The following is a 14,057-nucleotide window of genomic DNA, read 5'->3' as shown; positions in this document are numbered from 1 at the left end:
CGGAATGGAAAAGCCTCGCGACGCCAGTGGTCAGCAGCTGGACCAAGCCCGGGCCGCGCTCGCGTGGATCGCCGCGGCCGAGAACCGCCCCACCCTGGCAGGACCGGGTACACGTGGACCGGAAGCGTGGTTCCTCGGGACGAAAGGAGAGAACGCGGACATGTTCGAGCGTATGGTCACGCTCGCAATACGCGACCATGTGTTCTGGCGCCGCAACTATCACCCCGCGGACCCTACCCACATCACGGAGGCAATCAAGCGCTCGGACGACTACGTGCGGGCGCTGGACGCGCTTCAAGAGGGGCTGGACGAACTGCTCGCCTTCCTGAAAAAATCAGTTCCGTTTTTCAGTATGCGTTACCAGGGTCACATGAACTGGGATCTGACGATCCCTGGCATGCTTGGCTACTTCTCAGCCATGCTCTACAACCCCAATAACGTTGCTTTCGAGGGCTCGACCGCAACCACATATCTCGAGCTGCTCGTAGGCGACGACCTGTGTCGGATGTTGGGCTACGTCATCCCGAAGGACGGCGCTGGCATCCGCCCCTGGGGACACATAACCTGCGACGGAACGGTAGCCAACATCGAAGCGATTTGGTCGGCGCGAAACCTCCGATTCTACCCGCTTGCCGTGAAGGCGGCCATTACCGACACGGCCTCGCCCAACCTGGGCGCTGCAGCCCATTTCGAAATCACGAGGCCTGACGGAACGCGGGCGAGGCTGGTGGACCTCGACGCTTGGTCCATGCTCAATCTCGAGGCCGACGTAGTGCTCAATATCCCGGCGCGGCTTGAGCGCGAGTTTGAGATCGCATCCGCAGACCTGAACGCGGCAATCGGGCGCTTCTCGCTGCAGCAACTCGGCATGGCCGAGTTCTCGCAGCGCTTCCTGGGCGGCCTGGGCGCAGCACGTGTCTTCGTGCCGGGCACCAAGCACTACTCGCACCCGAAGGCAGTCGCGCTGCTTGGGCTCGGGGCGGCCAGCCTCGTCAACATCGCGGTGGACCGCGATGCGCGGCAGGACCTGCAGGATCTCCGTGAACATCTCGACTCCTGCCTCGCCGGCCAGCACCCAATCGTTGCCGTCGTTGCGGTCATCGGCACAACGGAGGAGAGCGCGGTCGATCCGCTAGCCGAGATTCTGGCACTGCGCGAGGAATATGCGAAGAAAGGCCTAGTGTTCCATGTGCACGCGGACGCTGCCTGGGGCGGCTATCACCGCTCTGTCATCAACGAGCCGTTCGACCTGCCGCATCCCGGGGTCGGCTTCGTTGGTGGCCCACCGGTTGGAGCTCCAATCAGCGCATATACCGCGCGCCAACTGGAGGCGCTCGCCCGTGTGGATTCGATCACCGTGGATCCCCACAAGTCTGGCTACATCCCATACCCGGCTGGAGCGCTCTGCTACCGGAACGGCGCCATGCGCGATCTAGTGACCTTCAGCGCGCCAGTCATCTACCATGGAAACGCCGAACCGACGGTCGGCATTTATGGGGTGGAAGGCTCCAAGCCAGGCGCCGCCGCAGCGGCGGTCTATCTGAGCCACCGGGTGATCCGTCCTACCCGGGAGGGTTACGGCAAGATTATCTGCCAGGCGCTTTTCAGCTGCCGTAAGCTCTACGCCCGGCTGCTGTCCCTAGCCGGTCCCTCCGATCCGTTTGTGGTCGTGCCCGTCCCGCGGCTGCCGGCGGAACGGCGCGGCCAGGATCAGGCCGCCATCGCCGCAGAGCGGACCGAGATCCTTGAGCTGATCGACACCAAGACGAACGACGAGATCCGAAGCGATCCGGCAGCTATGGCGCTGCTGCAGGAAATCGGGCCGGACCAGAACATCCTGTCCTACGCATTCAACTTTCGCGGCAACTCGGAGCTCGTGCGAGCAAACCGGTTGAACCGCGCGATCTACGGCCGGCTGAGCATTAAACCCGGCGCGGACATTTACAGCTCGGACATGATCGTCAGCACCACGGACTTTGCAAAGAGCGCGTATGGCCAAACGTTCATGCAAGACCTCAGGACGCGGCTCGGGCTGGCGTCCGTGGAGGCAGAAGGCGAGGAGGTCATCACCGTGCTCCGCTCAGTCGTCATGGACCCTTGGGTCACCGAAACCAGCGACGGCTCCTTCATCGACGTGCTCGCGCGCGAGTTGCGCAAGGCCGCGCTCGATGCGATTAGCGAGCTGCAGGGCAGCCGAGGCTACTGACCGGGACCGCGGAGGGGCCCAGTATGAAATCACGCCGGTTCGGACTGTATTTCGCATGGAGTCGCCCGCGGGAGATTGGGGCAAATCTCCACGTGCTCGACAACCGCTACCCAACTCTCTTCGAGTTCCGGCGGATTCTGTGGCCGGAGTTTGAGCAGTTGCGGGATCCCGCACGCTTTCCGCAGGGAATCGAGGGCTTCCTTGACCACGTCATCCTCTCTGACTTCCAGCACTTCCAGCGAGTCATCCGGGAGGCGACCGGCAATGAGGTCGTGCTGATCCAGAGGGAAGGGGACAAGCCGCCGACGGGACACCTCGACGAGAGGCTGCTCGCAGATATTGACACGCTGATCGTGGTTAGTCTTGACCACGTCCGTGCGCCTGCATCCGGCGGCCGGCAGGAAGCAGCGCCGGGCGAGATCGAGCTCGTCCGTCATTTCCTCTCCGACGAGAGCCACTGCCTCGTGTTGTGTCCCCACCACGACATCGGCGGGACCGCGCTGGTGCCAGGGGAGAACGCGCTGCGGTCGCAAGAGATCGAGTACCGCCATCACGGCGACCCGACAATCCCGCCGCAGCAACGCTTCGGCGCCTTCTGCCTGTCGCTTGCGCGGGGACTCGGTCTGCCGTTCGCAAACCTGTATGGCCTCAATCCGGCGACGGCGCCCGACGGGTCGCCCGCGCCGCTCGAAACACGCGCCGACCTCGACCGAAACGGCCTGCTACGCGGCGTGCGGACCTTCAATCTGCATCCGCATCTGCCGCACCTCTCGCTTCCCGGGATGGACGAGACAATGGACGTGTTGGCGCTGCAGACGATCAACCCGGCTGCTGCGCCACACCCGTTCGTCCAGGCCGGCCATAAGTCGTTTAACGCGTTGCTGCAGGCGCGCCCGAACATGTTCGCGGGCACGCTGCTCGTCTGCGACGCGACGATTTGGAGCGCCGCGTTCCAAGGCCTCGAAAGTTTGGAAACGTTTTGGCGCAACCTCGCCGCGTTACGAAAATAACCCGGCCGGAAGACGGTCGAGGACTGGGGGTGGCTCATGCCGGATAAACCGATCGAGGAGTTGGACGTCGCAATCGTAGGCGGCGGCGTCGCCGGCGTCTACGCAGCCTGGCGGATCCTTACCGGGGGGGAGGGAACCAAGCTCTGGACCGAGTCGGGCAAGAAGCCGCGGGTCGGCCTGTTCGAGTACAGTGATCGGATCGGCGGCCGGCTACTCTCCATGGACCTGCCGGGCACCCAGCATCGCAAGATTGAGCTGGGCGGCATGCGCTACCTCAACAGCCACTGGCGCGTTGTTGCGCTCAAGGAGAGGTTCAAGCTCGAAACGCGCCCGCTGAGCGTCGTGGATCCAACCCAGAGCAATCTCTACTATTTGCGAGGCCAACATTTTACCTCGGCCGACTGGTCCCGGCCATCCTTCGTTCCACCCTATCGGCTGGATCGGGGCGAGCGGGGACGCTCCCCGGGCGAGTTGCTCGTCGAGGTCTGCCTCAAGCATCGACATCGGCTCGGCCAGCTCCGCAACGTCGGCTTCTGGAACTTGCTCCTCGACGAATGCAGCCTCGAAGCCTACCAAATGGTGCGCGACGCGGGCGGCTACGAAAGCATCGTTGGCAACTGGAGCGCGGCCGAGGCGATCCCTTTCCTTCTGGCCGACTTCGGTCCGGGTTTGGACTATTTCGCCTTCGATGACGGCTATCAGTCGATCCCGCTCCGGCTCGGCGCGGAAGCGGAGGCAAACGGGGCCACGATTCGGCTGCAACATCGCCTTCATCGGCTGGACCTCCACGACACGGCGGTGCAACTCACCTTCGATACAAATCCAGCCACGTTTCGGAACCGGCAGCTCGACCCGGCGGCGGCAAAGATCATACGGGCGCGGCACGTGATCCTGGCGCTGCCGCGGCGGTCGATCGAGTTGCTGCACCAGGATAGTTTCTTGTTCTCCGATCCGCAGTTCCAAGATGACCTGAAAACGGTGTTGGCGCAGCCCGCGTTCAAGATCTTCGCCGCATATCGTCGCCCTTGGTGGCAAGAACGTAGCCTCTTCTCCGGCCGATCGGTGACGGATCTGCCCGTGCGACAGTGCTACTACTGGCTTCCCGACGACGACGTCAGGCCGCCGGGGGGCAGCCGGCCAAGGGACGTCAACGCCATTCTGATGGCCAGCTATAATGACAGCAGTTCAGTCCAGTACTGGTCCGGACTGGCGCGCGACACGGCCCATTACGAACCGCCGCCGTTCGCAGTGCCGCCGGGCGTGCCGATCCCCAATCCAATTCGCGACCGCTCCGCCTCCGCCTCGATGGTCGCCGAACTGCAGGACCAATTGCGCGAGATCCACGGGCTTAGTGACGTGCCCGATCCGGCTACCGCCCAAATCATCGCCCCCTACGCTGCCGTCTATCAGGATTGGACGCAGGAGCCTTTCGGCGGCGGCTGGCACTTCTGGAAAATCGGCGTAAACGCGCGGCAGGTAGCGCAACGCATCCGGCGCCCGGTCCCGACGGCACCGGTTTATATCTGCGGCGAGGCTTGGTCGCATCAGCAGGGCTGGGTCGAAGGCGCGCTGGAGACGACCGACGATCTTTTGCAAGAGGAATTCGGTTTGTCGGAGCCGGCGAAACCGGCCTCCCCGGCCGCACTGCGGGCCGCGGTCGCGCCGAGCACCAAAACCATATGGGACAAAGCACGGCCGCGATAGTTTGGGTTCGGGAGGATCGGATGACCACAATCAAGCAATACCTGATCGACCGCCTCGCCGAGCTCGGCGGCAAGCACATGTTCGGCGTTCCCGGAAACTACAACGCCGAGTTCCTGCTAGCTGCCCAACGTTCCGGCAAGCTCACCTGGATCGGAACGAGCAACGAAATGGAAGCTGGCTACGCCGCCGACGCTTACGCCCGGCTGACCCGCAGGATCGGAATCTGCTGCGTCACGTACGGTGTGGGTTCCTTAAGTGCCCTCAATGCGTTTGCCGGGTCGTATGTCGAGGTGCTGCCAGTCGTGCTGATCAACGGCAGCGCACCCACGACGAAGGTCGAACAACTGATCAGTCAGGGTGTGCTGTTCGCACACGCGATCGATACCATGCGGACGGACGAGCATGTCTTCCGGCAAATTACCGATCCGTTCCGCAGCCAGAACTTCGTCCTGACCGCTGTGATCAGCGACCCATTCGAGGCGCCGGCACAGATCGATGCCGTTCTGGGCGGCTGCCTGGCGACGGGCCGCCCAGTCTACATCGAAGTCTTGCAGGACCTCTGGGGCCAGCACTGCGCGGACCCAGCTGGTCCACTTGCGGCGGCGCCGGAAATCGTAGAACCCCAGGAGCAAGCGGTCGCAGCCCGGGCGGCAGCCACCGCCATCCTCGACCGGCTCGAACGCGCAAAACGCCCAGTCTTATGGGGTGGGGAACTCCTGCAGCGGCTGCAGCTCGAGCGTGAGTTCCAGACGCTCGTCGATGCGCTGGGTATCCCATACACGACGACGCTCATGGCGAAGGGGCTGATCTCTGAAACAGATAACGCGCACCGGTTCATTGGCGTCTATGATAGTGCGTTTGCACCGGCCAACATCAGGCAGGTAGTGGAGGACGCCGATTGCTTGATCGGTCTGGGCACCATCCTTAGCGATTTTTACGGCATCGTCGCCAAGCGGGCGCAAGACCAGCTCGTGGTCGCAGCCCGGCGCAGCGTTCGGGTCATGGGGGACACGTATCAGAACGTTCCGCTCGACCTGCTCGTACGGGATCTCGTCAAGGGCGCGTCTGGCGGGTCGGCCGCATCGCGCTCACACGCTGCTCCGTCCGGCTTCGCAGAGCTGATCGAGGCTCGCAATGCGAGCCCGCCGCTTGCCATGGCTGCCGCCACGGCGAACAGGGCGGCTCGACTCACCTGGGATTCGTTCTTTGAGCGCATGCGCGGATGGGCGATGACACCCGCCAAGGGCGAGGATCGGGTCTATCTGGTCGATACCAGCGTCGCCTTGTTCCCGTCCGCGGCGATCCCTCTGCAAGTCTCGGGGCGATGGGTGGCGCAAACGGCCTGGCTCTCGATCGGCTATACGGTCGGGGCAGCCTTGGGCGCCGGCACTGCGGTGCCGGGCGGCCGCCCTATCGCCTTTGTCGGCGACGGTGGCTTCCAGATGATCCCGCAAGCCTTTTCCACCCTCGCCCGGCAAAAGATTCCGGCGATTCTGTTCGTCTTCGACAACGGCATCTATGCCGTCGAGCAATACCTGGTTGACATGCAGGTGCTTCCCGCTGACGAAAAATTCTTCCCAAATCCCGGCACAGAGCCGTCGTTCTTCGACGTGTTGCCGCGCTGGGATTACGTCAAGCTTGCGGAAGGACTGCACGGCATCGGTTATGCCGTCCAAACACACGCTGAACTGGAAGCGGTACTCGAGGCGCTCGCTGACGAACGCGAGCGCCCGGCAATCGTGGCCGTTGAACTGGACTCCCGCGATTTGCCGCAAGCGCTCCGGGATACCTTCGGCCCCCAAACGTCAGCTCGTGCCCTCTTGGGCGAGATCGCAAATACCCGGCAAGGTGCCACGACCGTGGTCGCTGCGGCATTCGACTGATGGCGCTCAAACCGATTGACACACAATGTTTGCTGACACGTGGAAAAATGATTCTTCGCACCGCCGAAATGAGTGTCACGCATTCGAGATTTCCATCCTGCGGTATTTCGACGCCGGCCACGAAAGGTTGCATCGTTGATCCCGTTTATTCCGGAGTGATGCTCTTTCAAAATCCCAACGATATGCTCGTCACTGAAACGGTTCTTCCTGCCCTATCGCCTCGCGGCGGAGCCCAGTTCAGAACTAGGGCGCTCCAATGAGGAAGGTCATGACTTACATTAGGGTGGATTAAGGACGTCCGCCGCGCTGATGCGGACGAAGCCCGGCGGCGTCGCCTCATTGGCTCTGGCGACGCGTGTCGCGGTCTTGCCGCTGCCGATCTTCGGCGAGGCCAGCACGTTCCAATCATGATCGAAGATCTGCGCAAAATATTGCGCGAGAGCTGGGTCCTCGAACAGCAGGCTGGCGTCACGATTGAGTGTGACGCCCAGTTGCGTCCAGTTCTGGCTACCGAGGAGCACTTCCTTGCGGTCGATGATGAGACCTTTTGTATGGCTGTTGATCTGATAGCGCACGCTCGCAGGATCGAGGCCGCGATCGGCCAGCATTTCAAGGTTCTGTCGGTCTTTGGCGGCCATGAACTTGCGAATGATGATGCGAACCTTTACGCCCCGGTTCTGCTGGCCGATGATCGCGTCGATGAGTTGGGCGAGTTCGTCCTGCCCGTCCAAGGGCGCGGCGAAGGTCTGATTCTGGAGCAATATTTCGTTTTGCGCGCGGTTGATCAGTTCGACGACAGGTTCGACAAAGCGATCGGGCGTCAGCAGCGGGGTCACTGAGAATTGCCGGTCATCGATGAAAGGCTCAAAATAGCGAAAAGCAGGCGTGGCTTCGAGATCGAGTCCCGGCAATTCGATGGGCACAAAGAGATCGGGCAACGGAATTTGGGCTGCTTCTTCAGCGGCCGGGTTGTTGTTGAAGTCGTTGAGCAGATAGGCTTCGAATGTCTTCGCCAATTCGTCATGTTCGACAATTGCGTGCCATTCGCGATTATATGTGTGCAGGGGCTCGATCGTCTGCGGATTGTCGTTTAGCGGTGCAACGTCGGGCTGGTTTGACGATTGCCAATTGCCGCTCGAAATCCAGAATGCCGAACTGTCGCGCACAGCGACCTTAATGTGGTACGCTTTGGCTATCCAGCCGTTCACTAGGCCCTGCGCGACAAAGGCGCATTCGAATTTCGCCTTGAGCTGATTGGCAAGCTCCTTCGCCGCGTCAGCGTTGTCGTAATCGTTCGCTTTGACGCCGTCGCCCTCGGGATCGCCAAGCGAACCGTGTTCGCGCATGCTCAGCGTGAATTTCTGGAAGCCGGTCTTCTTGCCCATGGCTTCCGTCGCTTTAACAATATGCGGCGCACCGAAGTCATACATGCCAACGACGAGTCGGCGGCGCGTCGCTGAAAGGAATGGCGCGAGCGTCGGCCAGCCCACGTCGGGGCTGACATGCGCAGTCACCTTCATGCGGTCTGTTACCCGTCCAAGGTTGACGCCCGCCGGCGGCTTGTATGTGATTTCTTCGGCGCGGGGCATGGCGAAGCTGGCAAGTCGCTCGTGACCAGCCGGCCCCAATTGCTCCGCCATGATATCTTCCGGGGTTTGCGGTGTTACCTGCACCGGCATCCCTCGAAACGTATCGGGCAGGCGATCGTAACCGAGCGTCCGTAGTGTGGTCATCGAAGCCTTTTCCGCGACGGTTACGACCAATGCGCGGTTCTTCGTTATGACGCCGTCACGGAACTCGTAACCGAGGCGCACTTTCAACGCGCCATACCGACCGAAAGCCTGTTGCGCCTCGCGCAATAATTCGGCATCGCCGACATGTTCGCCGGCGTTCGGTGGCTTTTCTGGTCGGGTTGGCGCTTTCGCGGCCACCTCAGGAAGGGGTGGCGCAACGGCGGCCGGCGGTCGGACACGCGCCGGGGCAGTGTCGCCGATCGACATGGATATGCGCAAGGGAATCGTCCAGGTAGCGACGCCATCTGCGTTGGCATAGGCAGTCTGTTCGGCTTGTCGTCCGCCAGTGGCTGCGGGTGCCGACGCCGTCGGGCGCGCCACCATGTTAAGCATTTCTTCGACGAGTTCCTTGCGCGACGCGCCTACCGGCTGCGCCTGTATGAACCTGACGAGCGAACTGACCCGCACTCCCTCATTATAGAGCCATTTCAGCTGGTCCTCGCCCATTTCTGGACGCCAAACGGTGACGCCATCGACGCAAAGCGGTTTGCCCGCCGCATTCGTCGCCCAAACGCCCGAATGGTGAAGGGCGATGACTTCCCAGCGATCGTTAAACACGGGAGAGCCCGACGAGCCGCCGAGTGTGTCGGCCGTGTAATGCAAATAATCGCTGAAGATATCAACGATGCGGTTCTCACGCAGCGCCAGTTGCTTGTAGCCGGCGGCGGGGTGTTGGATGATATTGCTGTACTGCGCCTCGATGGCCTTGCCTTCGTCGGCAATTAGTTGGTTCCAGCCGTATTCCGGCAGTGGGCGGCCTTCTCTTGAGTTTGGCTTCAACGCGACGAGCGCGAAATCGAGCGCTTTGTCGGCGAGGTGAAACCGGTCCACATCGACTTCGAATAGCGCGGCAGGATAAGGGCTTCCATCCTCGTGCAGCGCATAGTCGAACTGTGCGAGCGATCGAGCCGCCACCTCCGGATCACCGAGCACATGGTGGTTCGTGAGCATGAGACTGGGCGAGACGAGAAAACCGGTACCAAAGGCGGCGGCGCCGCCGGCGGCAGTCGCGTCGACCCAGACACGGCAGACGGTCCGCGAGAGGCGCATGCCTTGTTCGAGAAAGGCGATGCCCATGAGGTCGTTGTTGCCCATTATGCGTTCGAGGACTTCCGCCCCCGACGCGCCCGCGAGTTCGTCGGACACCGTGTCCGGCGCTCCGGAGGCAAAGACATAACCTGCCGGCGTGTCGACTAGGCCGCGACGCGCCAAGAATTTGGCGACGCGTTGCGGCGTATCAATCGAGAGTAGGCGTCCTTCGCGCATCAACCGCTCGTTTTCGGCGCGCTCGGCCCTGCGCTCGTCGAAGCGCTTGCGCGTCTGTTCGGCCTGGTAGGCGTCCAGAGGCATTGTCGGTCTCCCCTCTTTGGTAGGTGGTCAGCTGTAACAGCGCAAAGGCGAGCATATGAAGCCGAGCGGATGGTGCGTGAAATGAAGCACCGACATATTTTCACCGCCGTGCGCATAGGCTTTGTCTTTCGGAATCCACTCGCCCTGCGCGTCGAACGCGGCACCGACGGTCATGCCTTCGACGGGCGCTGTCAGGCCCATGGAATCGCCATAACGGATGGCGAGAAAGACGTTTTCTTGCGCCTCGATGACACGATTGACGTCGTCCTCAACAGCCTCAGCAATCTGCTTCGCGCTATCGATGTTGATCAAGAAATGTTGGTGCGAGGCCTCGCCTCCCTCATTGCCAAGATCCTCGGCGACCTTAGCTTTGACCTCGACAACCGCGCGCACCTTGTCGCTGCGGATCTTTTCGAGAGCAAGATCCTGCGGCATGGTCGCAAGGTCCTCGGACGCCTTGCGCCGCTCGGCCGCCCGATAAGAATCGATGAACGTCTCGAAACTATCGAATTTTCCGAATTTCACGTACGCCTCCCTTGTCGCGCTTGCAGACCATAAATTAAGCCGCACGTTGGTTGGAATATTTGTGACAACCTACGCGAACGGAGAGATTTTATTTATCGGGCGGTCAACATTCCATGTTGTGGCAATGTTTCGGAGGCCGAAGGCGGTACCAATTCCCGACTGCCCGGACGCAATGGTGTTTTCGTTCCCCGCGATGAGCGCGTCCCGCTTCCGGTCGAGATTTCTGTAAGAGAGAAGCGCATCGTAGCTGAAGTAGAGCATGCATTCGGCTCGCTAACGGGTGGCATGTTCTGCAACGCCAAAATGGCAACTGCCTTGCTCGATTGCCTGACGCATTATTGCCACATCGTCGAAAACGGCAACGAACGTTTTCCTTTCAAGGCGAGCGTCGCCGCCGAAATATCCGTGTGCCGGAAGCCCCGATTTCTGGGACATAGCGGACTGTCGGCCCGCCTGATCGTGCAATATTGGCGATCTTTCGAACACCATGAGGCCTATACCCGCGCGCCGGCGCGAATCCACTGGCCAGCGTGGCGAGTTTATCCGCCGCGTCAAGGATGGTCGGGGCGATGTCGGCATCTGGCAGGAGACCTATCGGATTAGGGCCGGGTGCTATGAAGCGATCTATAGCGGCATGCCGCCGTTCGGCCTCTCGCCTCGCGCGGCGCCAACCCGCTCTGTCTCAGCGCACTCCTTGGTCGCGGCCGCGGCCTTGACGATCAACCCGCAAGGGGTCCGCTATGCGCGCATGCGGCCTCTGCGGCTCCGCCTGCGAGGTGATCGCGCCCACGATCCGGACGCTTCGGGCGCCTGTCGAGCGGGGATGGCCCCGCCCAAGACGGGAGCCGGAACAATGTCGCAGAATCTCACCCTCGCTCAGACCCACGCCTGGAGCCTCGCCAAGACGCTGATGGTCTGTGTCACACTCTTCAAATCCGACGGCGGCTACGGCGTCCTGCCCTCCGACGAATTCGACGGTGATCCCGCAATGATACTTTTTGAATACGACCCGTGGACGCGTTGACGGCGGGTTCCTCGGGAGCCTCAGGGGCTCCCGATCGCGGTCGTCGTACAAGTGTCAGACGATCGCGAGATCGAAGTCGTTGATGATGCTTGCGAGCTCGGCCCGGCAGTCGACGAGCCGCGGCGTCGCGGTCGCGGCGACCTTGGTCAGCGCCCTGTCATAGAGACCGATATTGGTCTCGCCGTTCAGCCGCGAGTCGTAAATGATCCCGTCCGGTTTGGCGTCATGCGACCAGAACGCCCGTGACCAGGCGCGCCCGAGATCCTGCGAACTCGCGCGCGCCACATCGGTCGGGATTCCCATCCGCACGAGACCGTCGCCCCGGAGGTCGACGAGGCTCAACGCCGCGTCAATCCGGAGCTCACCGCAGGTCCACATTTCGAGCTCGGCCCATTCGATCGGAAAGGCGCGGGTCCGTCCGACGCCACGATCGCGCAGAATCGCCTCCAGAAAGCAAACCTTCACGCTGCTGCCAAGATAGACGACGCCGAAACGTGCGGGTGGAAGGAAACTCGTTTCCGGGTCGCTGAAACGGCTTGGCCCCAAGCCGTAGCCGAGCGGATCGGTGAAACGGGTTTGATAAAGCCGCCGCCAGACCGTGCCTGCCGCGATATCGGCGAGCGCCAGCGGTCGCGACGCGAATCCCTTCGGTGGGAGCATGCCTGACAATGGCATGTTCAGGCGAACGCGCCGGCGCCGATCGAGCCTGCCACCGCGATCACGTCCTCGACGCGGCCGCGCCGCAGCGCTTCGAGCGCCGTGCTGCCGCCGAGTTCAGCGTGTTCCTGCAGCAAGAACCGATAGACCGCCCAGGGATGTTCACCGAGACTGCGAAACAGCAGCGGCAAGCCCGGCAGCAGCTCGCCCGACCGGCTCACCTGCCATTTCGGGAAGCGAACGCCGCGCTTCGGCCCTTCCAGCCCGAGCACTTCGTGTCGACGGCGTTTCTTGTGAACCGTCTCGCGCGTCGCGCCGATCTCCTCCGCGAAAGCGTCGGCGGTCAGCATGTCCTCGCCGTTCAGTATGTCCGCTGCGCGCGCGTCGCCGCGTGTCCTCGCCGCGGCCAGAGCTGTATCGAGTGCGTCGCCCGTTGGCGTGTCCACTTCCTCGACGGCGATATGTGGCGAAATGGCCTTCGGCTCGACCAAAATGGTCATTCGGACGGGTTTGCCGGTGCGTTCGGCTTGCAACACCGCACGGCCGAAGCCCGAGAGAACGCCTTTTGCCGCGCCTTTGCGGGCGACGACGCCTTTCAACAGGTTGGGAGCGAGCGAAATCTTGCCCGAAGACGGAGTGACGCGGGGCACCGGCCCGCTCGTCGCCAACCCGATGGTCAGTGACGCGGCCCGCTTCGATCCCTGCTTGGGGGAGCGACCGCTCTTGCTTTTCGTGACTGTCATGGACAGGCCTCCGGCCAGCAATATGGTCATTGTTGTCAGTTTCGTCAAGTTCGTCAGTTTTCTGCCGCCCGGCCGGAGAACAAGGGGCGCGCCCGGGGACCGGCCCCGCCGGCGGGCCTCTCTCTGGTCCCGGCAGGCGTCTATCGCAGCTCGTCGATGATTTCGGGGTGCCGGTCGAGGATCTTAATCAACTGGCTCGTCGGGCCGCTCGGCTCGACGAGGCCGCGCTCGTATTTGTCGAAGGCGTTCTCGCCCACTTTGAGAAGCGCGCCGGCTTCGCGCTGAGACAGCTTGAGCTTGGTTCGCACGCGCCGGATCGTCGCCGGCGAGGGCACGCCTTCGAGCTTTTCCTTGAGAGCGCGCAGCGCCTCGTCGACCACGCCCATGTCCTTGCCGACATGCACGCCATCACCCTCTCCGACCGGATAATAGCCCGGCAGATCGACGGTGATCGTCTCGCCCTTATAAGCGACAACGAAGGGGCGCACGCCGCGCGTCAGCGTTTCGCCGGTCTCGGGTGAGGCCATCGTGTCGGGAAGAATCTTCTCTTGCGAGGCCATGGTGATTTCTCCTTGAACGACATCACGGCGAACTCGGTGATCACGTCCGCCTGGATCGATTTGAAGAACAACGACCGTTCGATCCGCTGATCATCTCGACGATCCCGCCGCGACCGAATCCGAGCGCCGTCGCGTCGCGCAAAGCCGATCGCGTCATCGCCAGCGTCTCAACCGAACCGATCGCGAGCTTGATGGCCTCGAGATCGTAAGTCGGCCGACGTTTTTCCGTTGTCGCAACATGCCACCATAAAGAGGGCAATTCAAGGGGCGCGTCCGAGACCGGCCCCGCTCTATTCCGCCGGCTGCGCGGCTTCACGGAGCCCCATGTGGGTCTCCGCCTCCGGTGACGATCGGTCGCGCGACCGGCGATCGGCCAGGGATCGCTGGGCAGGCTGCCCTGCCGTGGCGGGCATGCGCGCGGGCAATCGCGCCATCGTCCGCGCCGCCTCGCAGGCGAGCAAGGCCGCCGACTACCTCTTTGGCTTTCTGCCAATAGCTGTGAATGAGCCCGAGACCGACGCGACCGACCCTCGAGTCGCCTGAGGCGCTCCAGTCCCTGGCGGCGATGGACCGTCTCCGCCAATTCCACCGTTTCATCAGTC

At 62.5% G+C, this 14,057-nt stretch carries 10 protein-coding genes and 2 pseudogenes; 7 read left to right on the top strand and 5 right to left on the bottom strand.

Features of this window, described 5'->3' with window-relative positions:
* The first annotated feature begins 4 nt into the window (after positions 1–4).
* Genes QZ409_RS10295 through QZ409_RS10280 form a run of 4 tightly spaced genes read left to right on the top strand, consistent with a single transcriptional unit; the run spans position 5 to position 6,803 of the window.
* Positions 5–2,206 (top strand): pyridoxal-dependent decarboxylase, encoded by a 2,202-nt coding sequence (locus QZ409_RS10295; RefSeq protein WP_296710367.1) that lies wholly within the window; start codon positions 5–7, stop codon positions 2,204–2,206.
* A gap of 23 nt (positions 2,207–2,229) precedes the next feature.
* Positions 2,230–3,216 (top strand): hypothetical protein, encoded by a 987-nt coding sequence (locus tag QZ409_RS10290; protein WP_296710340.1) that lies wholly within the window; start codon positions 2,230–2,232, stop codon positions 3,214–3,216.
* Positions 3,217–3,252: 36 nt separating this feature from the next.
* A complete protein-coding gene (locus QZ409_RS10285) occupies positions 3,253–4,920 on the top strand; it encodes an FAD-dependent oxidoreductase (RefSeq protein WP_296710337.1) in 1,668 nt (555 codons plus the stop codon).
* 20 nt (positions 4,921–4,940) lie between these two features.
* Entirely contained in the window at positions 4,941–6,803 is a 1,863-nt protein-coding gene (locus QZ409_RS10280; protein ID WP_296710333.1) for a thiamine pyrophosphate-binding protein, read from the top strand.
* A gap of 278 nt (positions 6,804–7,081) precedes the next feature.
* On the opposite strand, the gene QZ409_RS10275 is transcribed toward QZ409_RS10280, so the two are convergent.
* A complete protein-coding gene (locus QZ409_RS10275; RefSeq protein ID WP_296710330.1) occupies positions 7,082–9,808 on the bottom strand; it encodes a phospholipase D-like domain-containing protein in 2,727 nt (908 codons plus the stop codon).
* A gap of 165 nt (positions 9,809–9,973) precedes the next feature.
* Entirely contained in the window at positions 9,974–10,381 is a 408-nt protein-coding gene (locus tag QZ409_RS10270) for a hypothetical protein (RefSeq protein WP_296710327.1), read from the bottom strand.
* Between the two features lie 375 nt (positions 10,382–10,756).
* Here QZ409_RS10270 and QZ409_RS10265 point away from each other — a divergent pair.
* A pseudogene (locus QZ409_RS10265) lies at positions 10,757–10,867 on the top strand (ATP-binding protein); the annotation flags it as partial.
* Positions 10,868–11,324: 457 nt separating this feature from the next.
* Positions 11,325–11,495, top strand: a complete 171-nt coding sequence (locus tag QZ409_RS10260) for a hypothetical protein (protein ID WP_243065728.1) — start codon at positions 11,325–11,327, stop codon at positions 11,493–11,495.
* Between the two features lie 54 nt (positions 11,496–11,549).
* On the opposite strand, the gene QZ409_RS10255 is transcribed toward QZ409_RS10260, so the two are convergent.
* The 3 genes from QZ409_RS10255 to QZ409_RS10245 all read right to left on the bottom strand — a co-directional run bounded on the left by QZ409_RS10255 (position 11,550) and on the right by QZ409_RS10245 (position 13,455).
* Positions 11,550–12,155: an RES family NAD+ phosphorylase gene (locus tag QZ409_RS10255; protein ID WP_296710366.1), complete on the bottom strand. Its 606-nt coding sequence runs from the start codon at positions 12,153–12,155 to the stop codon at positions 11,550–11,552.
* A gap of 17 nt (positions 12,156–12,172) precedes the next feature.
* Positions 12,173–12,895: a hypothetical protein gene (locus tag QZ409_RS10250; RefSeq protein WP_296710319.1), complete on the bottom strand. Its 723-nt coding sequence runs from the start codon at positions 12,893–12,895 to the stop codon at positions 12,173–12,175.
* A 140-nt stretch (positions 12,896–13,035) separates the two neighbouring features.
* Positions 13,036–13,455: a type II toxin-antitoxin system MqsA family antitoxin gene (locus tag QZ409_RS10245; protein WP_296710316.1), complete on the bottom strand. Its 420-nt coding sequence runs from the start codon at positions 13,453–13,455 to the stop codon at positions 13,036–13,038.
* Positions 13,456–13,866: 411 nt separating this feature from the next.
* Here QZ409_RS10245 and QZ409_RS10240 point away from each other — a divergent pair.
* Positions 13,867–13,998, top strand: a pseudogene (locus QZ409_RS10240) (antirestriction protein ArdC); the annotation flags it as partial.
* Positions 13,999–14,057 lie beyond the last annotated feature (59 nt).

The organism is Rhodoblastus sp. (assembly GCF_019449565.1).
In the GTDB taxonomy this organism is placed as follows: domain Bacteria; phylum Pseudomonadota; class Alphaproteobacteria; order Rhizobiales; family Beijerinckiaceae; genus Rhodoblastus.
The sequence above is the reverse complement of the archived record's forward strand: the minus strand, read 5'-3'. Positions and strand labels throughout refer to the sequence as shown.